Below are 25,420 nucleotides of genomic sequence, written 5' to 3'. Positions count from 1 at the left end.
TACGTTAGCGCTGGCGCGCTGTTGTAGAGTTGCTGTCATGGTTTTATGATTGCGATTGGTGATTTATGAATCAGACAAGTTTTGTCTGTGTCCGTAAACTTACTTTACACTGCTTTACAAAAGTTAATCAAGTCGAAATAGTTTTGTAAAAGTAATACCAGTGATTAGTTTTACTTATTTAAAAGTAAAAATTTTGAGTTTTTTTGTGAGGATGTAAAAGTTATTAGGCGATCGCACCCACATAGCTGTAGAGACGTTACATCTAACGTCTCTACAAAATATTTGTCGCATTCTTTTTTTAAGTGAATTCAAGGCAACACTCAACCTGCTTCGAGCAAACCTTGTTCAGGTGAGATTTCTCCGCTAACAAGGCAGTAGCGCAAATCCAAATCAGTTAAGTCTACTTCTGTAAAATCAACGTAACTGAGATCGGTTTTGAATAAGATGGCTTTGGTGAGAATACTGTGGCTTAAGTCCGTCTTGCTCAAGTTTGCTCCAGTCAGGTTTGCACCCCTAAGATTTGCCCCAGCCAGAAAAGCACCACTGAGGTTGGCATAACGCAAGTCTGCCCCAGACAAATTTACACCGCTGAGGTCGGCATGACGCAGATTTGCTAGGCGCAAGTCTGCTTTCATTAAAGAAGCTTTGTACAGGTCAACTTTAGTAAGATTTGCCCGAATCAGGTTAGCAGCCTTCAGGTTTGCCCAGATCAGATTTGCTCTACTTAAGTCAGTTCTCCACAGAGACGCGGCTGTCAAATTTGCTTCAATCAGGTTTGCCCCCCGCAGGTTAGCCTGAGATAAACTTGCTCTAGCCAGGTTAGCACCAGCCAAATTGATTCCAGGTAGATACACCTCGCTCAGGTTGGCTGAGTGCAGGCTTACCTGAGTGAAATTTTTCTCTCCTGCACGATAGCTTTTGAGAAGTTCATCAGCATCCATCAAGCCTGCCTCCCAAATCTTTATTTATCATCCAGAAATTGCACAATATCTAATGGAAAATTGGTGTAAATAGCTCTACTGATGGGACTTTGCAAGACTCCGCATCAATCTTAAAACTATTTAACAATTCGCGATCGCACTGCCAATGGAACAGGTTCCTTTGCGCAGCCACGATTGGGGTTTTGCTGAAGCGTGAGGAGATAGCGATCGCCAAATCACTCTCACGTCGATTCAAGACCATAATGCATACTCGGCATACATCACACACTCAGCTGCTTAGTTATTCAGAACGCAATGGTGTAACGCCTCATATTGACTTGTATGTCTTTATGTAAAGAAATATAACAATTACGTTACAAATAAGCAATAACTTCTCAGTTATCTTTTGATAATTCCTGGTTATATGAGATATAACTTTTTGAAGTTTTGGCTTTGATAACCAGGACTTCTTTTGGTTTGCAGCAGAATAAAGGTATCAGACTCCAGAAGTAAAACAGGCTTTATGCCTAAGTTTGAGACTTAGGATCTGTATTTAACCAATTTGAAATCCGTTGTAAATTCCAAAATGTAAAAAAGCTCAGAAACTTTTTGTGCCTTTGGGTGAGTTTTTCACCGCAAACAACGAATTGCCTCTAACAAACCTCTGGCTTTATTCAGCGTCTCTTCATACTCTTTCTCTGGTTCGGAATCAGCCACTAAACCCGCACCAGCTTGCACGCTTACTGTGCGATTGTGCACTACCATTGTGCGAATTGCTATAGCACTATTTAATTGACCTTCAAAATCGTAATAACCATAAACACCAGAATAAACACCGCGACGGCTAGGTTCTAACTCGTGGATAATTTCCATCGCCCGAATTTTAGGCGCACCGCTAACTGTACCTGCTGGGAAGCAAGCTTTCAGTAAATCCCATGCTGTTTTGTTAGGTGCTAATTTACCGACAACATTACTGACAATGTGCATAACATGGGAGTAGCGTTCCACCACCATTAATTCATCAACTCTCACACTACCGCTTTGGCAAACACGCCCCAAATCATTCCGTCCTAAATCAACTAGCATGACGTGTTCAGCAACTTCTTTAGGATCTTGGAGTAAATCCTCAGCTAAAGCCGCATCTTCTTTGCTAGTTTTACCCCGTGGACGTGTTCCCGCAATCGGCCGGACTGTTGCTATTACCTCACCATCGCGATCGCGTTCTGCTTTTACCATTACTTCTGGGCTGGAACCGATAATTTGCCAATCCTGAAAGTTAAAGTAAGCCATGTAAGGCGAGGGATTAATCTGGCGCAGAGAACGATAAAGGGCAAAGGGGTCCCCTGTGTATTGGGTAGATAATCTCTGGGAAATAACGACTTGAAAGATATCCCCAGCTTTGATGTAGTCTTTTGCTTTTTGGACACTGGCGCAGAATTCGGGACGAGTAAAGTTGCTGCTGTATTCCTCTGCTGCTGCTTTCTTGTTACCTGGGGGCGTCCATTCAAATATAGTTTTCTCTGGTGATAAAGGCAGAGATAGCTTGCTAACCATTTGGGTGACGCGATCGCACGCTTGTTGATAAGCTACCTGTAAATCTACTTCCGGGTCGCGTAAATCCGCATAAGCGATCGCCCAAATTTTGCGCTTCACCTGGTCAAAAATCAACAGGTGGTCCACCTGCATCCACAACCCATCCGGAATATTTCTCTCATCCTGTGGATAAATTGGCACACGGGGTTCTATCCAGTGAATCAATTCATAACCCCAAAAGCCAAACAAACCTCCAATTCCTGGTGGTAGTTGTGGTAATTTGACTGGGTGATAAGGTTCTAGACAGTTGGCTAAAGCTGTAAAGGGGTCGCCTGTAAACGCGACCAGGGAACCATCACGGTGTGTTTGGGTTGTACTATTACCCCTTGCTTCCAACACCCACAGCGGATCGCAACCCAATAAACTATAACGTGCCAGTTTTTCCCCACCTTCGACAGATTCCAACAAAAAGCTGTAAGGCTGACCAGCACAGACCTTATACCAAGCAGATACTGGCGTATCTAGATCTGCTACCCATTCTTGATATACCGGAATGAAATTGCCTTGCGAAGCTAGTTGGGAAAAGTGCGAAAAATCGGGAAAAATCATACCTTATTTAAATTTTAAGAACTAATTACTAGGGGCGAGGAAATAGGGAATGAGACTGGAAATAGCCAACTCCCAAGCCCCAATCCCTAATTCTCTAACCCCTAGCGCAGAGAGCTAAGCGTCGTAAGTATATTTACCACTGAACTTGAGTTTTGCAGGACTGGGGTTACTACCGATGTTGCGTGGTACGTAACGTACTTTCTCACGACCTGGGTTTACCTTTTCAGGGAAGACACCATCAGCGGGGTGAATGAAAGTGGTTTCTCCACTGGCCAAAATCCGGTAAATTTTGTAGTCTGTGATTTTGAATTTCCGCAGTTGACCGCCCAAAGCGATAGCATACTCTTTGCGAGCCAAGTACAAAAGGTTTTCGCCCTGCCGCATAGTGGCAGCACCACTTGTAGGCATTTCAAAAACTTGTTGTTTAGGGCTAGTCCAGGTGATAGCGTACTTTTCTTCCCTATCTGCTTTTGCGAGCAAGCCGCCAGTGCTGCCAGCATATAGCGGAGTTTGTCCAGAAAGTGCTTCTGCCATAAAGTAGTCTCTCAACGTTTTTAGGGCATCCTAACACCGCCAAATGGATCATGTTGCGATCGCGTTATAGACTGTAACAGTTTTTAGTGCTTTGTCCTTTGTCATTTGTCATTCTTCCCTGGTCCCTACCCTTATTTACCCTTGACCCTCGATCGCTTTTCCTCTGGACTGTTGTGCACAATGGGGACAGTAAAGTGAAACTGACTACCCCGATCTTTACCAGTTGACTCTGCCCAAATTTCACCACCCCAGCCATTGACAATTTGGCGACAAATTGCTAGACCCAGACCAGTTCCTCCTGTGCTACGTCTTAGCGCTCCTTCTTCTTGATAAAAGCGGTCAAATACTATCTCTAAACGATTTGGTTCGATACCCCGTCCTGTATCAGCCACGGTGACCTCAACCATCTGCTGGTCGTTGCGAGCCGCATTAATGCTGATTTCTCCCTGTGATGGTGTAAATTTACAAGCGTTGTCTACAAGCTTGGCGATCACCTCCACTAGCCAGTCGCCATCAGCCCTGACTAAAGGCAGGTTTTGGGCAATGCTAGTTGTAATCTTAGGTGGCTTTTCGATTGCGGTGCGGGTTCGCATCCGGCTGAGTGCTAGATCTACACATTCTTGTAAAGTCAGAGATTCAGGGTGCCATTCCACCCGACCACTTTCTAAATTGGAAAGTGTTAAGAAATCTTGCACTAATTTCCGCATCCGTTCTGAATCAGCAAGAGCAGTTTCCAGCATTACCTGCTGTAAATCCAGGGGCATATCCGGCTCACTAGCCAGACTTTCCAGGCAAACTTGAATGGTGGATAGGGGAGTGCGGAGTTCGTGCCCAGTAATTGCTATGAGGTTGCTCCGGGTGCGGTCAAGGGCTTCTAACTGCTGATTAAGCTCTTCTAGGTTAGCGTAGGCTTCTGCTTGAATTAAAGCCGCCCCCACTTGGGTAGCGATCGCTTTGACTAAATCCAATTCTCCAGGTTGGCACTCATGAGGCGGCATACTGCAATAGTGCAACTCTACTATGCCGAGCAATCGCCCTTGATAGAAAACTGGTTCCATCACCCAAGAACGAATGGCAAACTTTTTAGCGATCGCAGACAGCACTGTCGAATTGGTAACCCAAGGATCGCTCAAGGTATCGCTCAAACAGACACCTTCACCAAGTTTTACTATTTCCCGAAATAGAGGATTGTGCTCTAACTCCCAGGTTTGCCCTAACACAGATAACACCCCTGGAGTCAAAAATTCATGTTCAATGATGGCTTTGGCTTCTGTAGCTTGAGCGCGGTAAATTAAACAGCGTCCAGCCCCCATATGCTGCCCCAATTCTTGTGCTGCTATCTGAAGTACTTCATGGGGATCGAGCGATCGCCGAATGGCAGTACTAATTGAGTTTATTAAGCGTTCTTTGCGTGCTTGCGCTGTAATTGAACGATAGGCTTTGTGCAATTTGTACTGGCTAGCTTGTAAGTAAGTCACTAAGCGTTGTACAAATGGGTCGGTATCTATGTCACAAGCATATTCGTTGCTCTGTTCTGCTCCTGAGTAGAATCTCGGTTTGCCGATGCCAAACCTTTCGCGTGCCTCCTCAACTTTGTCTATCAGATCTGGTCTGTAAATTACAATCCTGTCTAGTAGTAATTGGGCTGCTTTCAGGCTGACTCCTCGTTCTGATGTCCAAACTCCCTCAAACCTTCGTGCTGTATCCATATCCAGACTAGGGACTAAATCGGGAATTTGCTTATTTTTGGCAATCGAGCCTAGGCTTTCCCGACACACAAGACAAGTTGCATAGTTGTCTGCAACTACTACCAAATGCCATTCTTGGGTCAAGGCATCGTCTGGCTCAAAAGCTATTTTTTCATAATATTCCGAGCTATTAGTAAAATCTGTTTCTGGTGCAGATAGTACGTATATTTGGCTACTTCGCTCGGATAGCCGCTGGTAGCGATGCGCTTCTTGGCGGTAAAACCGCTCTCTTTGGAAGCTAGCAATTACCAAAGGCTGGACTAAAGTCGCCGCCAAAACCTGGTCTTCCATCGCATGGGAGAGCGCTGTTAGTGAAGCCTTGAAATATAGCTGGGGTCGTAGGTAGGGGAGGAACTTTAGCAGATCACTCAGCACGGAAGTCGAAATGCTCATGAATATCGTTAAGGAAGCCCAATCTGGATAATATCCAAGTCACAGCTGCATTGTACAAATTACCACGGACTCTAAAATCAAGTAGACAGTTGCAATATGTAAAGAATCATGAAAAAAACTTTTAGCAACAGATGCAGTACTTTGCCGCTATCTAAGCGGAGCATGTATAGCTTGATTTAGTAAATAGCTCAAAAACGGCATTGCATTCTTTGTTCACACCCTAGCGTGTTGTGTGCATAGCCGTTTAGCCGTTCGCCACAAGAGCTTTGTTCTTCACTCAAGTCTTTTCTATCCATTTGTAGGCATTGTAATTTTTCAAAGTCATAGGCTATTAAGCCCAATATACATTCTCGACCAGATCTACCCTCAGTCAGTAACTAAGTTTAGAGAACAAAGTTGCTCAAATGTACAAAATGCAGCATTGACACATCTCTGTAATGTCAAGGAAACTGCTGAACAATCGTGATATTTATCAAATTATCGCCAAATCTATAAAGCGGCAAACAACTACTGTTCAATGTGGATTTTGAGCATTTAAATTCTGTAATTTTAGTATGTTTTTACCCTATTTTTAAATTTTAAACTAGTAGTCTGTTACACCATTTTTGCCAAGTAAATAAGTTAGCTATAAAGACTTGATTTTTTGTATTTAGTACTAAATTACTAACTACGTAACAGTCAAATTTCCTGTGGTAAGTTTATCAAAAAGCACATGATTTTGATATTATCCATTCGCACTTAGGTGCTAACGCCCTTGGCTATGCCAGTTTTGTCAAAACGCCCTCAGTACACACCATGTATGGCGTTTTCACCCCCGATAACGAGAAAATTTTTCGGCATTTTTGTTGGCAACCTTTTATTAGCATTAGCGAGGCACAACGAGAAACCCGCTTGGGCTTAAACTACATTCATACCGTCTACAACGGTATTGATACTACCGCTTATACATTCCAGCCTGAACCTACACAACCTGCATACCTGGCATTTGTGGGTCGTTTCTCTCTAGAAAAAGGGCCAGTGCAAGCAACTTTAATTGCTCGTGCCGCTGGTTTACCTTTGAAGATGGCTGGCAAAATTGATGTTGTTGATCGGGAATATTATCGACAAGAAGTTGAACCGCTAATCGATGGTGAACAGATTCAGTATTTAGGTGAAGTTTCCCACGAAGAAAAAGTTAAACTGCTGGGGGGAGCGACTGTCACTTTGTTCCCGATTACTTGGCGGGAGCCTTTTGGTTTAGTGATGATTGAGTCAATGGCAACGGGTACGCTTGTAATTGCTATGGGGTTAGGCGCAGTACCAGAAGTCATTGCTCATGGAAAAACAGGTTTTGTTTGCCATTCTCTGGAACAAATGATTGAGGTAATTCTAGATGCGATAAACTAGACCGTCAGACTTGTGGGTAGTACGTTGTGAGCCGTTTCAGCGTCAAGTCGATGAGTGATGAGTATGAGCGAGCTTAAAATATGGTGTTAAATTAATAAATTACGCTTATAACCTGTAAGACTATAAATCAGAAGGTGAAATTATTTGATGATTTCACCTTTTGATTTATGTCTTGCTAAGATATAGGCTGACTACAGCCGAAAAAACCACTATTTTTCTGTTCTAACTGAAATTTACTAGATAAAAATAGATTTATTGGCAAATAATCTCTAAAATAGATAAAAAACGGATTTTTTTACACTTGACGTTAGATTCATAAAACTTTAAAAAATATAAGTTTAGCAACTGACGCACTGAAAACCTAAAGCCTAGATTATCCCTGTTTTTCTAGGGAAAACCTCCAATCTCGGTTTTAATCAGGGTTAGGGGATTTGTTCTGCGTAAGTTTTAAATTTCTGAATATTTGATTGTTGTAGATTTGATAGCTGTCCTTTTGCCAAGAGTATGTAAGTATTATTTTGGCTTGAATGGCTCAACTAAGTTTGCTAGAGCGTCTTTTTTCCCAAGTTTTAGATTGGAGTAAGCCTCCGCTGAGACTTTTTTCCTGTTGACGCCGATGCGATGCCTATGGCGGGCTATGCCTACGCGAAAATCTAGACCTGTACACGGAATGTTGCCTAATGACACCGGATATACTGATGACACCGGAAAAAATCTTCTTGGACGGAAAAACTTATATTCCCGCTGAACAACTACCTATCCCAGAGTGGCCTTGTGTTTTAAGTGAAAGACCACAACCTACACTGACTGTTAAAGATGATGATTTATTTTTGGTAACAGACACGATGGGGAACATTTCTGGCTGTTCCCTGAACGATGGCAACCCCAGTATGGGACTGTTTTGCTGCGATACAAGATTTCTTAGCCGCCTAGAGTTGCAGATTGAGGGGCGATCGCCTGTGCTGCTCAGTAGTACTGCGGAAAAAGGATTTGCCCTCTCAGTGCTATGTACTAACCCCAGGATTGATGAACGCCTGAGGGCTGATACTGTAGGGATTCGCCGGGAACTGGTACTCAATGGGGCACTGTTTGAAGAAATTGAAGTAGCTAATTATAGCACAACTAACGTTAGTTTTGAACTTAGTATCAGCTTTGATGCGGATTTTGTTGATTTATTTGAAGTCCGGGGCTATGGCAGAGACAATCGGGGTAGACTTCTACGCCTAGTGGAACCGCTACCTGAAGATGGAACATCCCAAGAAGGCGACGGCTTTTCATCTATACCAATTCAGCCCTTACTGTTACGGGACGAATTCTTAACACTGGCTTATCAAGGTTTGGATGGCTTAGTAATGGAATCCCGTCTCCAATTTCAGTATCGGCAACCAGACTATTTCAAAGGTTACACTGCGGTTTGGCAATTAGAGTTGGCTCCCCACGAAACCCAAAAATTGGGTTACCGAGTAAATCTGTTGAGAAACAACCAACCTAGTTCTACCGTGAGTGCAGCGGTTACTTTACCACAAGCGAAAGCCGCTGAGTTAATGGAAGAACAACACTGGGTACAACAAATTACCCGGATTAGCTCAGATAAAAGTATGTTCAATCGAGTGATTGAACGAGCTGAGCAAGATATGTATTTGTTGCGCCAATCCTTTGGCAAGTATAAGACGGTTTCAGCAGGAGTACCGTGGTTTTCGGCACTGTTTGGGCGAGATTCAATCATTACAGCTTCCCAAACTTTGATGTTAAATTCCACAATTGCCAAAGAAACTCTGATGCTGCTAGCGAAATACCAAGGCAAAATTGAGGATGAATGGCGCGAAGAAGAACCAGGCAAGATTTTACACGAGTTGCGGTTGGGGGAAATGGCGCGTTGTCAAGAAATTCCCCATACACCCTACTACGGTACAGTTGATGCTACACCTCTCTGGCTGATGCTTTATGCTGAGTATTATGCTTGGACAAACGATCACGATACCTTAGAACAACTTTGGCCGAATGCCCTAGCGGCAATGGAATGGATTGACCGCAATACTAGACAAACTAGCTACTTGAGCTACTATCGTAAATCGAAACGCGGTCTGGCTAACCAAGGGTGGAAAGATTCCGGCGATTGTATTGTAGACCATAAGGGAGAACTAGCTAGCGGCCCGATCGCACTTTGTGAGGTTCAAGCTTACGTTTATGCCGCGAAAATGCGCCTCTCAGAAATTGCGCGGATGAAAAAGCGGCTAGATTTAGCAGACCGCTGGCAAGAAGAGGCCAGAAATCTCAAGGTGCGTTTCAACAGAGACTTCTGGATGGAAGACCAAGATTTCTGTGCTTTAGCTTTAGATGGTGATGGCAAGCAGGTAGATAGTATTACATCAAATCCCGGCCATTGTCTGCATTTAGGCATCTTTACGCCCGAAAAAGCCTACAGTGTAGCAGAACGGTTGCGGGCACCGGATATGTTCAATGGTTGGGGGATTCGGACTTTGAGTAGTTTATCCCCGGCTTACAATCCAATGGGCTATCACATCGGTTCAGTTTGGCCCCACGACAACGCTATCATTGCTATGGGGTTGCGATCGCTTGGTTTAATAGATCAAGCTCTGGAACTCTTCCAAGGTTTGTTTGATATGACTAGCCAGCAACCATATCAACGTCCTCCAGAACTGTTCTGTGGTTACGAACGTAACGGTGACAATGCTCCTGTACAGTATCCGGTGGCTTGTACTCCCCAAGCTTGGGCTACTGGTAGTGTCTTTCAACTTCTGCAAATGATGGTCAATCTCGTACCTGATGCGCAAAATAATTGCTTGCGAATCATTGACCCCGCTTTGCCAGAGTCGATTAATCGCCTGTCTTTCCACAATTTGCAAGTTGGTACTACCGTCCTTGATTTGGAATTTGAGCGTTCTGGTAGCACAACTGCTTGTCGTGTTGCTAAAAAACGCGGCAATCTGCGCGTAGTGATTGAAGCGTAATTAGTAGGCATGGGGGAGCCATTGCGTTGGGGAGACAGCGCTGTGGGCGGTTTCCCGACTTGAAGCGACTGTCGTCGGCTTTGCCGACTTGAAGCAAATGGCGTCATGGGGCATTTGTGATTTATTATTTCCCCGCGTCCCCGTGTCTCCTCATTCCTCAATTCCCAACCGAAACAAAAAAAGAAAGAAGATCCAAAATTTCTCCTTTCTTTACCCTGTGATCTTGATTTGTTCTTCACTCAGGACTTAGTACTCCGACTTATCCTTCTTCCTGATTCTCAACCTTACGACCTGGAGACGCTTCATACAAAGCATCTAGTTGCTGGCGGGCATCTTCTACGTTGATTGACCGCATCACTAATAATGGCTCTTTAATTAAATTACCTGCACCATCTAATAACTCTGGATGTGGTGCAAACTGTTTATTTGATGAGGAATAGCCAAATTTGCCCTGGTGATTCATTGCCGGATAAGTCCGCTCTCGATCAAAACTAAACATGATCAGATTGCGAATTAAATTGGCAACAGCAATAACAGCAAGGATCGTAAAAGCGAGAATGTAAAGCAGGTGTAACATCGGATTGTCCTCCAGAGGAAGCGAGTTTTAAAAGTTTTTACTGTAACGTTTCGCTTTGCTGGTAAATTACATCACAGCTATAGCGAGGATTTACGTACTTTTTGTACGTCTATTTTTTTATGAGGAGAAATGTATTAACCGTTATTCAAAATACGGTAGCATGGGATACATTATTTTCTGATTTATTCAAATTTTATTAAGGATTGTGTACTTTCGAGAGAATCTAAATAGCGCTATCGGGAAGTTAAAATTTAAAAAACTTATACAGTCAACTTTTCAATCATTTTGGTGGTTTGTCTGTTTACGCGCAGGCTTTACTAGATACCGATTTGCTCTTATTAATTAAGTGTATCGAACTTAATTGATAAAAACTTCATTCTCACCCATCTTGTTCTTGACGAAAGCGCATTGCCACATTCCAGCATTTCATTACCAATTGATGCCAAGGCATTAATGTCGCCATATCAATCCCAACTTGTCCATCGGTTGCACTGAACATCATCTTCGCTGTGTTGAGTTCATCCTGTGCTTGCTTGATTTGTAAAAGCAAGTCATTTTGCTCTTGCTCACTCATAAATGAGAGTTGCTCGGTTTCTAAAAAGTTACGCGATCGCGCAAACCAATACTGAAAATCCTCCAACAGCGGTTCTAATACACTTTTGAGCACTTCAGCCCCTGGTAAATTTGAGTCTCGCATAAATGAGAAGCATACTTCTAACTTTCTTTCTAATATTAACTTTATTTACAATTCTTCACATCCTTTTTTGTTCTTTCGTGAGTTAGATAAATCAGAATTTCTGTATGGTATGATACTTTTTTCTATTTTAGCGTTTGGTCACGAGATTCGGATAGCTGCCTGAGGTATGGTGTTTAAAGCGATGTAGCTTTAAATGCAGTTAAAAGTCAACTGCGATCGTTGTAGAGAAAATTCCGTCTAAAGATAGATCATTAATTAAAATAATATATTGAGAAATGTTTATTTTATATAAGTAGAATACAACTTTACTCAGTTATTAATTAGAAATTCACTTTTATAGTTGAAATCTTGAGCCAAACTCGCAGTAATTAAAATCGTTATAGTTGGAGAAGCCTACACAGCAAAATGCTTCGCATTGGCTAATGAATGACTGGCGATGCAGGAAAGCTATGTAGGTCTAAGTATCAAAACCATGTTTCAGATAGCCACTAGCAAACTCATCAATGCTCATGTTGAGGCTGATTAAACATTGTTAAAAAAGTAGTCGGCAATGGGTGAAACCATTCTTCGCTCAAAGATGTGAGAGTGCATCCAGCATAGGTAAAAGCCTATTAATATGACAAATACACCCATGTTATATTTGGGTAGATTTTTCAGAACTTCAACTGATAAATTACTTTTGCAATCACTTCGCCAATGGTTTAGCAGCCGATGTCGCCTAATCAAGTTCCCAACCAACCAGAACAATCTGAAAAAATGTATTTACCTCGTAGCAGCGAATCGGAAAATTTACAAAAAATTCGCCACACCGCGTCCCATGTGATGGCTATGGCCGTACAAAAGCTGTTTCCTAAGGCGCAAGTAACAATCGGTCCGTGGATTGACAACGGCTTCTACTATGATTTTGACAATCCAGAACCATTTAGTGATAAGGATTTAAAAGCCATCCAGAAAGAGATGGTAAAAATTATTAATCGTAAACTGCCAGTAATTCGTGAAGAAGTCAGTCGGGAAGAAGCCGAACGTCGGATTCAAGAAATTAAAGAACCTTACAAACTAGAAATTCTGGCAGATATTAAAGAAGAACCAATCACGATTTACCACCTGGGGAATGAATGGTGGGATTTGTGTGCGGGGCCTCATTTAGAAAACACCAGTGCGATCAACCCAAAAGCAATTGAATTAGAAAGCGTAGCTGGCGCTTATTGGCGTGGTGATGAAACCAAAGCTCAACTGCAACGTATTTACGCCACCGCTTGGGAAACTCCCGAACAACTTACAGAGTACAAGCGGCGTAAAGAAGAAGCGCTGCGAAGAGATCACCGTAAACTGGGTAAGGAACTGGGATTATTTATATTTTCTGACCTAGTGGGGCCGGGTTTACCTTTGTGGACTCCCAAAGGTACTTTGTTGCGGAGTCTGTTAGAAGACTTTTTGCAAAAAGAACAGCTAAAACGCGGTTATTTACCTGTAGTCACGCCTCATATCGCCAAAGTGGATTTATTTAAAATCTCTGGACATTGGCAGAAGTATAAAGAAGATATGTTCCCCTTAATGGCGGAGGATGAAGAAGCTGCGGCTTTAGAAAATGGCTTTGTGATGAAGCCAATGAATTGTCCTTTTCATATCCAAATATATAAGAGTGAGTTACGTTCCTATCGGGAACTACCAATGCGTTTGGCAGAATTTGGTACTGTTTATCGCTACGAACAATCAGGGGAATTGGGCGGTTTAACCCGGGTGCGCGGTTTTACTGTGGATGACTCTCACCTGTTCGTAACTCCCGAACAGCTAGACAGCGAATTCCTCAGCGTGGTGGATTTGATTTTGTCGGTGTTCAATAAACTGCAACTCAAGAACTTTAAAGCCAGACTCAGTTTCCGCGATCCGGCTAGCGATAAGTACATCGGTTCTGATGAAGCGTGGGAAAAAGCTGAAGGTGCAATCCGCCGTGCTGTTGAAAAGTTGGGAATGGAACATTTTGAAGGGATTGGGGAAGCGGCTTTTTATGGCCCCAAACTTGACTTTATCTTTAGTGATGCCCTAGAAAGAGAGTGGCAACTAGGAACTGTGCAGGTAGATTACAACTTGCCAGAACGCTTTGATTTAGAGTACGTTGCTGAAGATGGTTCCCGCAAACGTCCGGTGATGATTCACCGTGCGCCTTTTGGTTCACTCGAACGGCTAATTGGGATTTTGATTGAAGAGTATGCGGGTGATTTTCCTTTATGGTTAGCCCCAGTACAAGCGAGATTGCTACCAGTTGGTGAAGCACAGATAGATTTTACTCAAAATGTGGCAGCGAAGATGCGTGCTTTGGGTATTCGTGCTGAAGTCGATCTTAGTGGCGATCGCTTGGGTAAATTAATCCGCAATGCTGAGAAAGATAAAATACCCGTAATGGCAGTGGTGGGAGCCAAGGAAGTAGAAAGCAACTCCTTGAGTATTCGTACCCGCGCTTCTGGGGAATTGGGCGCTATTGCTGTAGATGAAGTTGTGGATAAATTGCAGACTGCGATCGCAAACTTCGAGAACTTCTAGCAAAGTGTCGGCTGGGATTACCCAGCCGACAAACAAATTAAAGAAAAATTAGCTATGAATACCAGAAAAGCGCAAGTCCAATCTCTTCTGCAACAACTGCCCGATGGATTGCTCAATTGAAGATGTGTAATACCATTTATATGTAATCGAGAAAATTTAGTCGAGGCTTGAAAGTAGCCGACACCGCAGAAATTATTACCCAGTTGACTTTGGCACGAGACTCATCACCAGATTTAGCGGTGCTTGATTGGATGCTACCAGGACTTTCGGGTTTAGAAATTTGCCGCCGTCTGCGTGCAACTGGTAACTCAATCCCAGTGATTTTGTTGATAGCAAAAGATGAAGTGAGCGATCGCGTCGCTGGTTTAGATGCAGGTGCTGATGATTACGTAGTCAAACCCTTCAGCATTGAAGAACTTTTAGCCAGAATCCGCGCTCATCTTCGCCGCACTCAAGAAGCAGATGAGGATGTTTTGCAGTTTGAAGACTTGAGTTTAAACCGTCGCACTCGTCAAGTATTTCGAGGTAAACGCGCAATTGAGTTGACAGCCAAAGAGTTTGACTTGTTAGAGTACCTACTTAGTCATCCCCGCCAAGTCTTTACTAGAGACCAAATTCTAGAGAAAGTTTGGGGTTATGATTTCATGGGTGATTCTAATATTATCGAAGTCTAAGTAGAACGGCTGAAATAATTCACGCTATGTCATTGCGAATGGAACGAAGTGGAATGAAGCAATCGCAAGGGTTATATTCATTTTACATTCTGTTACATAGCTAGGTTTATTTTCACCGACTTACTTACATCCGCTACTTGCGTCTGAAATTAGAAGAAAATAGTGAGAAACGTTTAATTCACACAGTGCGAGTGCGTAGTGTTAGTTATGCACTGCGAAAGTAGTCCTTGGTGTCTTTGTAAGTACGTACACAGATGTCAGCTGAGCTTGAAGAAATTTGTAGAGATTGAAAATTGAGGTAACGACAATGACTTTTAATTTCACCGATGCCATCGAAGTAATTGCACTCGCTTCTATTGCTAGCGTAATATTGTCTTCTAGTATTTGTTGGAACTTGTTCAAAGCACAAAAGGTATGAGGGTGCTTTGATTGTAGTAACTACATAAAAAACTACTACGCCATTGCATTGAGTATTATTTCAAATTTATTGCTAGCTGATTTTGAGGTTTTGATAGTTTTAGCCCAATTACAGAAAGAACTTTGGGCAGGGCTAGACAGGCAACACTATTAAGTAATGTCAAAAACAAGCATTCTGTAAAACTCATAAATAATTCTCCTGAAAAATTTGGTGAGCAATATCTTGAAATTTGACTTAGGCTGCTAAATTTCCTCAGTAATCTTGAGTTGCTCTTGGCTATGTTTCATCAATTCATAGAGATCGTAGGCATATAATTGGTCACGACTTGGCTCACAAGGGGTTGCGCTTGTGGCAACGACGGGATCGCCGTAACCATTGGTTTTGCCAATGAGTAAAAGTTTTTGACCTGCATATTCTCCAATTAACTTGTAATCAGTTTCCGGAAAAAGATTTACATCAGTCAAAAAACTCTGGTTTTGAATGGACATTTTTCCTCCTAAATTTTTAGCAATGCGAACATTAAAATTTTTCAAGAGGTGGGATGAAAACACCACCTCTTGAAAAATCAAGAATTCTTGGCTTTCAACCAAGTGGAATACACATCTTCTACAAATCTGTTGTATCCACCATCGGTTTGATAATTTCTCAGCTTCACCTTTAAAGTTGTGAAGTAGTTGCCATTGATAATTTGATGCCCGTAACCGAAGACTTGACCAAATTGCCCTGTTTCTTGATGCAAAGCATAATCCCCAATATTTAACATGGTGGTAATTCCTTTTTTAGCTAGTTAAGTAGTTTATTGTTGACTATTTGTATATGCAATCATCATCTTCAAGCAGTCAACCAAGATTAAGCTGCAATTTGAGGTTGTCTTTGAGATGGAACCCGATTTTGATTCAGCAAATTGGTGTAGAGATGGTTTAACCGAGAAGCAACACTATCCCACCCAAAATCAGCCTCTACTCTTTGGCGGCCTGCCTCACCTAATCTATCTCGCCAAGTTGGGTTTGTCAGAATGCGGTCTATGGCACTCGCAAAATTAGATTCGTGTTTGGGTGGTACTAATAGACCAGTAACTTCGGGTACGACAGTATACTTTAATCCCCCAACATTACTTGCCACTACTGGAGTTCGGCTTGCCATTGCTTCAATTGCCACTAGACCAAAAGGTTCATAATGACTGGGGACAACGCAAACATCAGCCGCTGCATAGTAGTACGGCAGAATCGCCTCATCTAGACGACCGGGAAAACTTGTACAATCTTTTAGCCCCAGTTGCGCGACGATGTTTTCAATGCGCTCGCGTTCGATGCCGTCACTTTGACCCGGACGGCTACCACCACCAATCACTAATTGAAGGTTAGCTTGGCCTCTTAAACTAGATTCAGCAATGGCTCTAACTAAGGTTTCAATTCCTTTACGCCCATCAAAACGTCCAACATAAAGAACCATCTTTGCATCAGCTGCGATTCCTAAATGTTGACGTGCAACAGACCGTTCAATGCAGCCAAATAGCTCAATCTGGGTTCCACAGGGAATAATTTCAATCTTGCCTTTTTTAGAAACCAGAAACTGCATATCCTTCTGCTCTTGGGGACTGGTAGCAACTACGCAGTCTACTGTTTCTAAACAAGCTTTCTCTACTGCTAATCTTTGACTAGCAATTTCTGGTACGTTCTCAATACTTCTGTATTTTACCGCGCCTAAAGAATGGTATGTATGCACCTGAAGCAGCGGTTGCTGCTTTTTCAGTTCCATGCCTACCCAAGAAGACAACCAATAGTTGGTATGGATTAGAGGGTAGCTATATCCTTGGGAATGCTGAAATTTTTGGAACTGAGCCACAAATTCGGGTAGATTCTTAAACAAGCTATCTCGCCCAATGAATTGGCCTGGCCCTGCTTTTAACCTGATAGTCCGACAGTTGGCACTATGTTGCACAATTTGTGGTTGCCCAGGATGACTCAGACGCGTGAACATATCTACTTGCCAACCCTGCTTGGAGAGTGCCAAACCGACTTGACGTACATAAACATTTTGTCCACCAGCTTCTTCTTGACCGATTTCTACGGCAGGATCGCCATCAACAGATATCAAAGCAATACGATGGTTTTTATTTAGGAACATAGTAAACTTCTACCTCAAGGCAACTAGTCTGCCTCAGATGCCAGAAACATAGGTAATATTTTCCTTGCCTCAGGATCGAGGGCAGGTACAACGAAGCGCAAAGTTACCAGCCAAGGATACTGACGAGACAAAGCATTGATTTGAATATGCTGCTCGTTCAATCTCCTCCCAATGCCGACGAAGTTAGCTGACGGGCTAGAACTGAGAGATGTTCTTCTCTAGATATTTCCAGCTTTTGTTTGAAGTTGATTCTTCGCACTTTAGCTTTGAGCTATCCCAGAGATACGCCCCGAAATTGGTTCCTCCGCTCCTTACTGACTTACCATACATAAATACTTTTGGAAGCCACTATGGATTAGGCAGACTGATGAAATTTTTACTGCTTATCTTAACTGTCGTAGTTAGCAATGTCAAGTTTATGAACACCTCAATTAAGATATGTCACCGACTTATTTGTTGCTAACTTACGTTGTTCAACTTGAATATATATCTGTTTTCACAAAAGTTTTACTATCCAGAGGAAGATTAAAAAATCTGCCGTCAGGTTCTAATGAGCGCCTTAGAACATGGCTGGTAGTTATACCGCCAAATGTGGTACAGATCTGGTGGAGTATGGAGTAAAATCGCTCAAAGACTTCCTCAGTACTCTCATAAGTGACGAATAATGGGGACGAGATAGGGGATATGGGAAAGATCCACCGCAGATGTTTAGCTCCTTAGTGGCGGAGGCTCCCGATTGGATGGAATGGATGGGTTGAAGTATTAGAGTGAAGGCGATCGCTAAGAGTTGTATAGTTTGACAAATTTGTGATGGTTTACGTACTTTTTTGACGAATTCATACAGGAATTAAAATATCGTAAGTTCGACGGGTTGGAACAGTGATTGCCCATGTTACACGAGCACAACTGCATCCACAGCGGTATTGATGGTTCTGCTAACGCCTAACATTTAGATTGGACAGTAGTTTCCAGGCGAAAACGCTTAAATGCTCTAGCTGCTTCGGGGATTAGCTCAATGTTACCAATAACCATTCATTTCATCTGCAAACCAACTAATTATTGCCAGTGCTGGCGGTCTAAATTCGTCATATTCTAGTTCAAAGAATTTGCAGAATTTTGCACCTAAATGACCTATTTGACCAGACGAGTCACCATCATATCCCGCAGCTTTAGATAACTCCCAAGTACGTAATCTGCGATTGTCTATCATAAAGTAACAGTGCTGATACAGCTTATTCAAAATAGCTTTGTGTCCTGGAGTCAATTCTTCATAAATTGAGTGAAATGCTTCTAGATATTGTTCTTCCGAAGGAATATAACGTTCAGCATGGTTCAACACTCTATTCTTTCCTTTTTGATTTACCAGAAGGCGAAAGTTAAGTAGTAATACTACCCATAGATTGTATTGGATACTACTTAAACACATAAAAACGGGATAGGCAACTTGCCCATCCCAGTAAAAAATCAAGTTATATCTGCAACCCTAAATTTTCAGGGTTAACTTTAGGTTCCAGAAGTCCAAGAATTGGTGTACTCAATTTGGTCTGCTGTGAGAGTATCGATGTGAATTCCCAAAGCCTCTAATTTCAGGCGGGCAATTTCTTCATCCACTTCTCTAGGAACTGAGTGTAAACCAGGTTGCAGTTTCCCTTTGTTCTTCACTAGGTATTCCACAGCTAAAGCCTGGTTAGCAAAGCTCATATCCATAACGGCGCTGGGGTGTCCTTCCGCAGCAGCGAGGTTAATCAAGCGGCCTTCGCCCAGAACGATGACTGATTTGCCACTAGGCAATTTATACTCTTCGGTGAAGGGACGTACTTGCTTGACTTCTTTAGCTTGATTAGCCAAGTATTTCAGGTCAAGTTCAATATCAAAGTGACCGGAGTTACAAACGATCGCACCGTCTTTCATCGCGTCGAAATGTTCGCCACGAATCACGTGCTTGTTACCTGTGACTGTGATAAACAAGTCACCTTGGGTAGCGGCTTCTGCCATTGGTAGAACGCGGAAACCATCCATCACAGCTTCAATTGCCTTGATGGGGTCAATTTCGGTCACAATTACATTCGCACCCAAACCACGGGCGCGGAGTGCTGTACCTTTACCACACCAGCCATAACCAACAACGACAATGGTTTTACCAGCCAGCAGGATATTTGTAGCGCGGATAATGCCATCCAGGGTTGATTGCCCTGTACCATAGCGGTTATCAAAGAAGTGCTTGGTGTCAGCATCGTTGACATTCACTGCGGGGAAGGTGAGAACGCCATCTTTAAACATGGCGCGTAGCCGCACAATTCCGGTTGTAGTTTCTTCAGTGGTGCCAATCAAATCAGCAATTTGATGTTGACGTTGCTGAATCAGGGTAGCAACGACATCACTACCATCATCAATAATGATGTTGGGGCGGTGGTCGAGAGCTATTTGAACGTGGCGGTTGTAGGTTTCGTTATCTTCGCCTTTTTGGGCAAAAACAGGAATTTCATGATCGACAACGAGGCTAGCTGCTACGTCGTCTTGAGTTGATAAGGGATTGCTGGCAATTAAAACTGCATCTGCACCACCAGCTTTGAGCGCGATCGCTAGATGTGCTGTTTCTGTTGTCACGTGAGCACAAGCCACTAGCCGCAGCCCTGCAAAGGGTTTTTCTTGAGCAAAGCGATCGCGGATTTGCCGTAAAACTGGCATCTCGCGTCCAGCCCACTCAATGCGCTGTCTTCCCAAGGGAGCTAGGGCGAGGTCTTTAACCTCGTGCTTTAATCGGGGAGAAGTTGCGGTCATCAAAAATGTCCTCTAAAAAGTCAAAAAAGGTACGTAGACTTTACGTACTCTACTAGATTATTCCACGACTCGCCATTTTTGGCTGTAATCACCAAACACTAAGTCGATGTTTCTGTGAACTAGCTTGACGTTTGATCGCGGTAATGTCAACTTCAGAAAATCAGGCAGAGGAGGCAGTGCGTTGCGGAGGTTTCCTCCGTTGTAGCAACTGCCGTGGCAGAGGGCAGAAGGGTAAATAGATTTTTCTAAGGTTGGGTATGAAAATTTCTTATTGGAACTGCTTTGTTGAGTTTTTCATTTATCCTTGATCAGAGTAATATCAAAAACTCCCGTAGCTAATACCCCACACTAAACAAAGTCTGATGGCATCTGCCTAAAGATATAAAAACCAAAGGTCTAAAATATATCACCTGAAGGGATTGACTTAACTTTAGACAGGTACATTTGCTGAAATTTATTGAGGAGGATGGCTTTGGAGGTATTCAAAAAGAGATTTTACTCAAGGAGGTGTTGGAGTGCGCTCTCAATTTTTAGCGCTCGCGGGTTCAATGGTCATAGCCGTTGTTTCTGTTCCAAAGGCTACAGCCCAGATTCCCTTTTTATTTAACTTACCAACTCCTAGTAGTGTGAGTAAAGATTCAGACAGTAGAATTGTCACTGGCTGGATTTATTTGGATGGTCGCAGATTGTTCCAGATAGCTGCAACAAGAGCTATTTTCCCGGAGCGATCGCAAAACATTCAACAAAACTTGAATGAAATTAGCCAAAATTACCTTCGTTCATCTGCACAGACAGTCAATGTACAGGTAGAAAAAGTCAAAGAAGCACCTGTAATTACAATTAACGGTCAATACTTGATGACCGTCACTTCCGAAGACGCAAGACTGCGAGAGGAAGATGCAACACTTTCAGCAAATCAAATAACAGATACATTGCAAGAGGCTTTGCAACGGGCAAAGCGAGAACGCAACAGTCAATTTTTAATCGATCAAGGTAAAATAGCTGCTGCCATTGGGCTGGCAATGATTGTCACGAGTTGGGGAGTATATTGTTGGCAGCGCCGTTCTAAAACACATGCAACACATCCAATCTCTCCGACTTCACGCCAAACGCAACCAATTACAACTCAACTAAATCAACAGCAACATCGGCATTTACACGAAGTCAAGAAACGTCTGTTTCAGCTAACTCAAGCTGGAATTTGGGGAGGTGGTACATTCACAATCTTGGGTCTATTTCCCTACACAAGAGTCCTTCAGTTAGGAATTCTCTCAGCTGCCCAAATTCCCCTGAGATTGGGGATTGTGGCACTGGGAACTTATGTCGCGATCCGTTTTAGCTATGCGCTGATTGACCGTTTTACCTCCACTCTCATCAGCAGTGGTGCTTTATTCGCCTCGGAAACTTCCGAACGTTTGCAACTACGAGTTTCCACCTTTTCGGGTGTAACTAAAAGTATTGCAACTCTTACCTGTGTAGGAGTTGGTTTCTTTCTGGCATTAGTCGCCTTGGGGATAGATGTCGTTCCCTTATTAGCGGGTGCAAGTTTAGTTGGTGTTGCAGTCTCCCTAGCTTCGCAAAACCTGATTAAAGATGCGATTAACGGTTTTCTGATTATCTTAGAAGACCAGTACGCCTTAGGCGATGTGATCAATGTTGGAACAGTGGGAGGCTTAGTAGAAAATCTCAACTTGCGGATGACCCAAGTCCGCGATTCAGAAGGGCGGTTAATCACAATTCCCAATAGTGAAATCAAAATCGTTGCCAATCTTTCTAGTCGGTGGTCAAGAGCCGATTTAACAATTCCAGTAGACTACCAAGCTGATATTGACGAGGTTTTGTCCTTAATTACTACTATTGCCTTAGAGATGGATCAAGACCCATTATGGCAACATCAAATTGTGGAAACACCTAAAGTTTTGGGTGTTGATAATTTTGGCGATCGCGGTTTAATTATTCGTGTCTGGATTAAGACACAGCCTCTCAAGCAATGGGATGTAGCGCGGGAGTATCGCCGCCGTCTGAAAGTCGCCTTCGACCAAGCCGGAATCACCATTCCTGTTCCTCAGCAGGCAATTTGGATCAATGATGTGCAATTACAGCAACTTCAGGAGAATGGCAAAACTAATTAGTATTTAGTCATTTGTCATTGGTCATTGGTCACTTGTATTTACAAATGACCAATGACAAATAGATGTTTCTCATTGGAATATAGTACACACGCCCATAGGCTAGAAGCCTTGGGCTACATATACAAAGCCTGCCTCCGCAGTCTATAGCAGACCTTTTTCGCATTTAGCCCACGCAGGTGGTGAGACCAGCGCTGCGGGAGGGTTTCCCTTCGCAGGCGACTGGCGTTAGCGTAGCGTTAGCGACGAAGGAGCGTCACCCGAAGGGGCTTTGTTTGTATAGTCCTAGGCTTGCAGCCTGAGGGGATTGAACGCGGATTTTCTTGCGTTAGCAAATGTGGGGTGGGGTTCCAACTAAGCCAGAAGTGCTATATGTCCGCTAAATTGCCCTTAATTGCCGAAAAATCAAACCCTGCCAAAGCTGCACTTTATCTCCCTTGTTTACACAATTGAGTACAAATGTACTATAATAAATATAGCGCCCACAAAGCCCAGTTAAGTGCAGAATGGCTCTGTGGCAGGTTCTGGAAGATGGATTTAACGATTAGTTCTATGATGAAGCACTACATTCTCAACCTCAACCCCACTGCCAAGCATGAATGGGATCGGTGCATTTTACGCGATCCACTGACTGCGAAGCGCCCAGATATTGCCAAATTAATCGCTGATGCGGTTGGTGCTGATACAGGCAGTTATTTGGTGAGTGTGAATATCGAAGTGACAGTTTTGGAGCAAGCTGCTGTACCGCAAGCTGAACAGCTATCGCTCTCATTTCCAGAGATGACTGCTCCATCCCAATTACGAGAAGTGGCGTAATTAACAATACAGGTGAGGAATCACTTCAAAATGCAAAATACTGAATTTGCTCCTCATCTCTAATTATATATTTTTGGTCAAGATTTTTGCAGAGGAAGATTATTTGATTATGCAACTGAGTTATTATCCAGATGCAATAGCACAAGCTGCCCACCGAGTGAATGAACTAGACTCTCAGTTGATGGCAGTTCAACAGCAAATTAACCGATTTGAAGGTAATGCAGATCGTAGTGCTTCTTTTGATATGGATCTAAAAAACGATGCACAACGTAAGGCTCGTCGCTTTGAAGTCCTGCTAGTTAATCAGGAATATCAAAAGGCAATAGATACACAGCTACGATTAACCGCAGACAAAGCAAATGCGCTCGCTCATCTGGAATATCTGCGTAACCAATTTAGTGTAGCTAAGTTGGAAGCAAGATTAGCGATCGCTCAACAACTCACTGATTTTGAATCACGCGAATTAGTGGGATTGTAATATCAGTTCAGAAAATATTTGCAAGGCATTAATAATCTTTAGGGGCGTACATCTGTGCGCCCTTATGGGGTTATTTTGATTGATTCATAAAGTGTACTTAATTGTTTCTCAACATCTGGCAGCTTATTTGTGAGAAGTATTGCGATGAAACGATACCGCGCAAGATTGGTGATGCTGTCATGCTTCTAAAGTGCAGCATTTAAGCCATTTTCAAAAATACAGCATTTATGATGCCTGCGGCGGGCTACGCCTACGCACCTGCGGAATTTGGGAAAGAAATCTACCACTGTTGAATTAATGTCAAACAGCGGTAGGGTTCTGTGGAGAGGAAAAATCAGTTATTAACGAGTAATTTAGTTACCCACGGTCAGCGTTTGACCTGATTGGCTGTGAATTTCTTGTACGTTGACGAGTGTTGCAGTGTAGCTACCGCCAGGGCCTGCAAATGTTTGCTGACCGACTGTCGTATTTTTTTGCTCAAAGCTGCTGAATGTTCCCAAAGCCAGGTTTTGACCATTGCCAATAATAATTCCACCAAATCCACCTGCAATGCTATCGAGTTCATCTTCGGATAATTCAACTGCAACAATATTTTTGATTTCGTCAGACATAGTTTTTCTCCTGTATGAAGTAATGAGTTTTTCGGAAATTTCAACTGTTGGTTGTAATTGGCAACCTGGTTAGGATGAAATATGTAATTGTCTCAAAACCAGGTTGTGAAATATTCAAAAGAATTAGTTACCGACGCTTAATCCTTGCCCGGCGTTGCTGAAGATATCTTGAGCGTTAACCAAGGTGGTAGTACCAGCGCCAGTAGGTCCTGCAACTGTTTGTTGACCAACTGCTAAGTTACTTTGGTGGAAGCTGCTGTTAGTAAACAATCCGAGGTTTTGACCATAGCCAATACTGATTCCACCAAATCCACCTGCAATGCTATCGAGTTCATCTTCGGATAATTCAACTGCAACAATATTTTTGATTTCGTAAGACATGCTTTTTCTCCTGTATGGTGTAATGATTTTTTCGGGAACTTCAACTTTTTTTGTAATTGACAACCTGGTGATGATGAAATATGTAATTATCTCAAAACCAGGTTGTGAACTATTTAAAGGAATTAGTTACCAACACTTAATCCTTGTCCGGCGTTGCTAAAGATATCTTGAGCGCTCACCAAGGTGGTAGTACCAGCGCCAGTAGGCCCTGCAACTGTTTGTTGACCAACTGCTAAGTTACTTTGTTGAAAGCTGCTGTTAGTAAACAATCCAAGATTTTGACCATTGCCAATAATGATTCCAAATCCACCTGTAACGCTATCTAGTTCATCTTCAGATAATTCAACTGCAACGATGTTTTTGATTTCGTGAGACATGGTTTTTTCTCCTTGTTGATTGTGGGAATTTTTAAGATTGAGCAGCTTGTATTAACCGAGTTATCATTTGTATTTTGGTTAGCTTGGCTGCGTTTTTCGTTTCGCTTGATGTGTTTATAGTAGGAAATTCACCTAGGGCTGTACATCGGAATAAAGTTCGGATTGCAAATAGATTTTTCTCCACCCAACTGTCTCCTACTAAAGTTGGAAATGAATACAGAGATGTTATGGTTGGTCGCTAAGGGCGGAGAAACCCTGCATCTACACATGCATCAATCGCATTCTTTTTTCCAATCTTTGCAGACTTTGTTTGTATAGCCCTAACTTTCCAAGGTGCAGACTTGCAAAATTTGATCGAGTTAATAGGTTCCAGATATATGGATAAAAAAGACCGTTGATGGAATTTGCAAATATGCTTGCTCGTCTGAAACTGGCTTCTCAATTTACACTGCTGCTGTCACTGATTTTTATTACTGGAATTGGACTAGGAGGATTTGCATTATCGAAGGCGCTGGAACATAAAGCTGTAGCGGAGATGAATGCACGCGGACAGATGGCTATGCATATTGTTAATTCGGTAAGTACTTATACAAGCGATGATATTGCACCACTGATTACTCAACTTGTAGATCCACAAACTACTTTTATTCCCGAAACTATCCGCAGCATTGCAGCCAGACGGGTATTTGAAAATTTCAAAGCCAATTGGCAATACAAA

Annotated in this window: 21 protein-coding genes, 4 pseudogenes and 1 riboswitch; of the genes and pseudogenes, 9 read left to right on the top strand and 16 right to left on the bottom strand. The window is 42.7% G+C overall.

Features of this window, described 5'->3' with window-relative positions; translation table 11 throughout:
* Positions 1 to 320: 320 nt before the first annotated feature.
* The 5 genes from BV372_RS27315 to BV372_RS27300 form a co-directional block, all read right to left on the bottom strand.
* Positions 321 to 941 carry a pentapeptide repeat-containing protein gene (locus BV372_RS27315; protein WP_086689623.1) on the bottom strand — a complete coding sequence of 207 codons (621 nt, stop codon included), beginning with the start codon at positions 939 to 941 and terminating at the stop codon, positions 321 to 323.
* 49 nt (positions 942 to 990) lie between these two features.
* Positions 991 to 1,182, bottom strand: a complete 192-nt coding sequence (locus BV372_RS35500; RefSeq protein ID WP_143845320.1) for a hypothetical protein — start codon at positions 1,180 to 1,182, stop codon at positions 991 to 993.
* A 368-nt stretch (positions 1,183 to 1,550) separates the two neighbouring features.
* Positions 1,551 to 3,062: an anthranilate synthase component I gene (trpE, locus tag BV372_RS27310; RefSeq protein WP_086689622.1), complete on the bottom strand. Its 1,512-nt coding sequence runs from the start codon at positions 3,060 to 3,062 to the stop codon at positions 1,551 to 1,553.
* A 114-nt stretch (positions 3,063 to 3,176) separates the two neighbouring features.
* Positions 3,177 to 3,596, bottom strand: coding sequence for a photosystem I reaction center subunit II PsaD (locus BV372_RS27305; RefSeq protein ID WP_086689621.1), 420 nt, complete (start codon positions 3,594 to 3,596; stop codon positions 3,177 to 3,179).
* A gap of 131 nt (positions 3,597 to 3,727) precedes the next feature.
* The gene (locus BV372_RS27300; RefSeq protein ID WP_086689620.1) at positions 3,728 to 5,737 is read right to left on the bottom strand and encodes a DICT sensory domain-containing protein; all 2,010 of its coding nucleotides are present in this window, start codon (positions 5,735 to 5,737) and stop codon (positions 3,728 to 3,730) included.
* Between the two features lie 696 nt (positions 5,738 to 6,433).
* On the opposite strand from BV372_RS27300, the pseudogene BV372_RS27295 reads away from it, so the two are divergent.
* Both BV372_RS27295 and BV372_RS27290 read left to right on the top strand, forming a co-directional pair.
* A pseudogene (locus tag BV372_RS27295) lies at positions 6,434 to 7,140 on the top strand (glycosyltransferase family 4 protein); the annotation flags it as partial.
* 663 nt (positions 7,141 to 7,803) lie between these two features.
* Positions 7,804 to 10,095 (top strand): amylo-alpha-1,6-glucosidase, encoded by a 2,292-nt coding sequence (locus tag BV372_RS27290; RefSeq protein WP_086689619.1) that lies wholly within the window; start codon positions 7,804 to 7,806, stop codon positions 10,093 to 10,095.
* A 259-nt stretch (positions 10,096 to 10,354) separates the two neighbouring features.
* Here the strand turns inward: BV372_RS27290 and BV372_RS27285 are convergent, their stop codons facing one another.
* Both BV372_RS27285 and BV372_RS27280 read right to left on the bottom strand, forming a co-directional pair.
* Entirely contained in the window at positions 10,355 to 10,672 is a 318-nt protein-coding gene (locus BV372_RS27285) for a DUF2973 domain-containing protein (protein ID WP_086689618.1), read from the bottom strand.
* Positions 10,673 to 11,051: 379 nt separating this feature from the next.
* On the bottom strand, positions 11,052 to 11,369 hold the full coding sequence (locus tag BV372_RS27280; protein ID WP_086689617.1) for a DUF2605 domain-containing protein: 318 nt from the start codon (positions 11,367 to 11,369) through the stop codon (positions 11,052 to 11,054).
* Between the two features lie 711 nt (positions 11,370 to 12,080).
* Between BV372_RS27280 and thrS the strand changes: the two genes are divergently transcribed.
* The 3 genes and pseudogenes from thrS to BV372_RS37910 form a co-directional block, all read left to right on the top strand.
* Positions 12,081 to 13,910 (top strand): threonine--tRNA ligase, encoded by a 1,830-nt coding sequence (thrS, locus tag BV372_RS27275; RefSeq protein ID WP_086689616.1) that lies wholly within the window; start codon positions 12,081 to 12,083, stop codon positions 13,908 to 13,910.
* Positions 13,911 to 14,077: 167 nt separating this feature from the next.
* Positions 14,078 to 14,581 (top strand): annotated as a pseudogene (locus BV372_RS27270) (response regulator transcription factor); the annotation flags it as partial.
* Positions 14,582 to 14,709: 128 nt separating this feature from the next.
* Positions 14,710 to 14,808 (top strand): annotated as a pseudogene (locus tag BV372_RS37910) (DNA-binding response regulator); the annotation flags it as partial.
* A 436-nt stretch (positions 14,809 to 15,244) separates the two neighbouring features.
* Here the strand turns inward: BV372_RS37910 and BV372_RS27265 are convergent.
* From BV372_RS27265 to ahcY, 6 genes are all read right to left on the bottom strand, one after another.
* A complete protein-coding gene (locus BV372_RS27265) occupies positions 15,245 to 15,490 on the bottom strand; it encodes a hypothetical protein (RefSeq protein WP_086689626.1) in 246 nt (81 codons plus the stop codon).
* A gap of 77 nt (positions 15,491 to 15,567) precedes the next feature.
* Entirely contained in the window at positions 15,568 to 15,765 is a 198-nt protein-coding gene (locus BV372_RS27260; protein WP_086689615.1) for a hypothetical protein, read from the bottom strand.
* 86 nt (positions 15,766 to 15,851) lie between these two features.
* Positions 15,852 to 17,129: a glycosyltransferase gene (locus tag BV372_RS27255; RefSeq protein WP_086689614.1), complete on the bottom strand. Its 1,278-nt coding sequence runs from the start codon at positions 17,127 to 17,129 to the stop codon at positions 15,852 to 15,854.
* Between the two features lie 23 nt (positions 17,130 to 17,152).
* Positions 17,153 to 17,290: a hypothetical protein gene (locus tag BV372_RS36710; RefSeq protein WP_179198252.1), complete on the bottom strand. Its 138-nt coding sequence runs from the start codon at positions 17,288 to 17,290 to the stop codon at positions 17,153 to 17,155.
* A riboswitch (cyclic di-AMP (ydaO/yuaA leader) is annotated at positions 17,287 to 17,464 on the bottom strand. (Overlaps the previous gene by 4 nt.)
* A 683-nt stretch (positions 17,465 to 18,147) precedes the next feature.
* Entirely contained in the window at positions 18,148 to 18,468 is a 321-nt protein-coding gene (locus BV372_RS27250; protein ID WP_143845318.1) for a hypothetical protein, read from the bottom strand.
* A gap of 164 nt (positions 18,469 to 18,632) precedes the next feature.
* Positions 18,633 to 19,910: an adenosylhomocysteinase gene (gene ahcY, locus BV372_RS27245; RefSeq protein ID WP_086689612.1), complete on the bottom strand. Its 1,278-nt coding sequence runs from the start codon at positions 19,908 to 19,910 to the stop codon at positions 18,633 to 18,635.
* 515 nt (positions 19,911 to 20,425) lie between these two features.
* On the opposite strand from ahcY, the gene BV372_RS27240 reads away from it, so the two are divergent.
* From BV372_RS27240 to BV372_RS27230, 3 genes are all read left to right on the top strand, one after another.
* A complete protein-coding gene (locus BV372_RS27240; protein WP_086689611.1) occupies positions 20,426 to 22,042 on the top strand; it encodes a mechanosensitive ion channel domain-containing protein in 1,617 nt (538 codons plus the stop codon).
* A 549-nt stretch (positions 22,043 to 22,591) separates the two neighbouring features.
* Positions 22,592 to 22,855, top strand: a complete 264-nt coding sequence (locus BV372_RS27235; RefSeq protein ID WP_086689625.1) for a hypothetical protein — start codon at positions 22,592 to 22,594, stop codon at positions 22,853 to 22,855.
* A 106-nt stretch (positions 22,856 to 22,961) separates the two neighbouring features.
* Positions 22,962 to 23,333, top strand: a complete 372-nt coding sequence (locus BV372_RS27230; protein ID WP_086689624.1) for a hypothetical protein — start codon at positions 22,962 to 22,964, stop codon at positions 23,331 to 23,333.
* A gap of 353 nt (positions 23,334 to 23,686) precedes the next feature.
* On the opposite strand, the gene BV372_RS27225 is transcribed toward BV372_RS27230, so the two are convergent.
* From BV372_RS27225 to BV372_RS27215, 3 genes are all read right to left on the bottom strand, one after another.
* The gene (locus tag BV372_RS27225) at positions 23,687 to 23,944 is read right to left on the bottom strand and encodes a CTB family bacteriocin (RefSeq protein WP_086689610.1); all 258 of its coding nucleotides are present in this window, start codon (positions 23,942 to 23,944) and stop codon (positions 23,687 to 23,689) included.
* A 123-nt stretch (positions 23,945 to 24,067) separates the two neighbouring features.
* A complete protein-coding gene (locus tag BV372_RS27220) occupies positions 24,068 to 24,325 on the bottom strand; it encodes a CTB family bacteriocin (protein ID WP_086689609.1) in 258 nt (85 codons plus the stop codon).
* A 122-nt stretch (positions 24,326 to 24,447) separates the two neighbouring features.
* On the bottom strand, positions 24,448 to 24,702 hold the full coding sequence (locus tag BV372_RS27215; protein WP_086689608.1) for a CTB family bacteriocin: 255 nt from the start codon (positions 24,700 to 24,702) through the stop codon (positions 24,448 to 24,450).
* A gap of 397 nt (positions 24,703 to 25,099) precedes the next feature.
* Here BV372_RS27215 and BV372_RS27210 point away from each other — a divergent pair.
* Positions 25,100 to 25,420: pseudogene (locus tag BV372_RS27210) on the top strand (histidine kinase); the annotation flags it as partial.

This window comes from Nostoc sp. T09 (assembly GCF_002154695.1).
Taxonomy (GTDB): domain Bacteria; phylum Cyanobacteriota; class Cyanobacteriia; order Cyanobacteriales; family Nostocaceae; genus Aulosira.
The sequence above is the reverse complement of the archived record's forward strand: the minus strand, read 5'-3'. Positions and strand labels throughout refer to the sequence as shown.

What these genes read in the sequence shown, in the direction of transcription:
- BV372_RS27290 (WP_086689619.1), top strand. Translation starts at nt 7,804, where the DNA reads ATGACACCGGATATACTGATGACACCGGAAAAAATCTTCTTGGACGGA.
- BV372_RS27225 (WP_086689610.1), bottom strand. Translation starts at nt 23,944, where the DNA reads ATGTCTGACGAAATCAAAAATATTGTTGCAGTTGAATTATCCGAAGAT.
- BV372_RS27215 (WP_086689608.1), bottom strand. Translation starts at nt 24,702, where the DNA reads ATGTCTCACGAAATCAAAAACATCGTTGCAGTTGAATTATCTGAAGAT.
- thrS (WP_086689616.1), top strand. Translation starts at nt 12,081, where the DNA reads ATGTCGCCTAATCAAGTTCCCAACCAACCAGAACAATCTGAAAAAATG.
- BV372_RS27305 (WP_086689621.1), bottom strand. Translation starts at nt 3,596, where the DNA reads ATGGCAGAAGCACTTTCTGGACAAACTCCGCTATATGCTGGCAGCACT.
- BV372_RS27315 (WP_086689623.1), bottom strand. Translation starts at nt 941, where the DNA reads ATGGATGCTGATGAACTTCTCAAAAGCTATCGTGCAGGAGAGAAAAAT.
- BV372_RS27220 (WP_086689609.1), bottom strand. Translation starts at nt 24,325, where the DNA reads ATGTCTTACGAAATCAAAAATATTGTTGCAGTTGAATTATCCGAAGAT.
- BV372_RS27260 (WP_086689615.1), bottom strand. Translation starts at nt 15,765, where the DNA reads ATGTTAAATATTGGGGATTATGCTTTGCATCAAGAAACAGGGCAATTT.
- BV372_RS27280 (WP_086689617.1), bottom strand. Translation starts at nt 11,369, where the DNA reads ATGCGAGACTCAAATTTACCAGGGGCTGAAGTGCTCAAAAGTGTATTA.
- BV372_RS27265 (WP_086689626.1), bottom strand. Translation starts at nt 15,490, where the DNA reads ATGTCCATTCAAAACCAGAGTTTTTTGACTGATGTAAATCTTTTTCCG.
- BV372_RS27235 (WP_086689625.1), top strand. Translation starts at nt 22,592, where the DNA reads ATGATGAAGCACTACATTCTCAACCTCAACCCCACTGCCAAGCATGAA.
- trpE (WP_086689622.1), bottom strand. Translation starts at nt 3,062, where the DNA reads ATGATTTTTCCCGATTTTTCGCACTTTTCCCAACTAGCTTCGCAAGGC.
- ahcY (WP_086689612.1), bottom strand. Translation starts at nt 19,910, where the DNA reads ATGACCGCAACTTCTCCCCGATTAAAGCACGAGGTTAAAGACCTCGCC.
- BV372_RS27300 (WP_086689620.1), bottom strand. Translation starts at nt 5,737, where the DNA reads ATGAGCATTTCGACTTCCGTGCTGAGTGATCTGCTAAAGTTCCTCCCC.
- BV372_RS27255 (WP_086689614.1), bottom strand. Translation starts at nt 17,129, where the DNA reads ATGTTCCTAAATAAAAACCATCGTATTGCTTTGATATCTGTTGATGGC.
- BV372_RS27285 (WP_086689618.1), bottom strand. Translation starts at nt 10,672, where the DNA reads ATGTTACACCTGCTTTACATTCTCGCTTTTACGATCCTTGCTGTTATT.
- BV372_RS35500 (WP_143845320.1), bottom strand. Translation starts at nt 1,182, where the DNA reads ATGGTCTTGAATCGACGTGAGAGTGATTTGGCGATCGCTATCTCCTCA.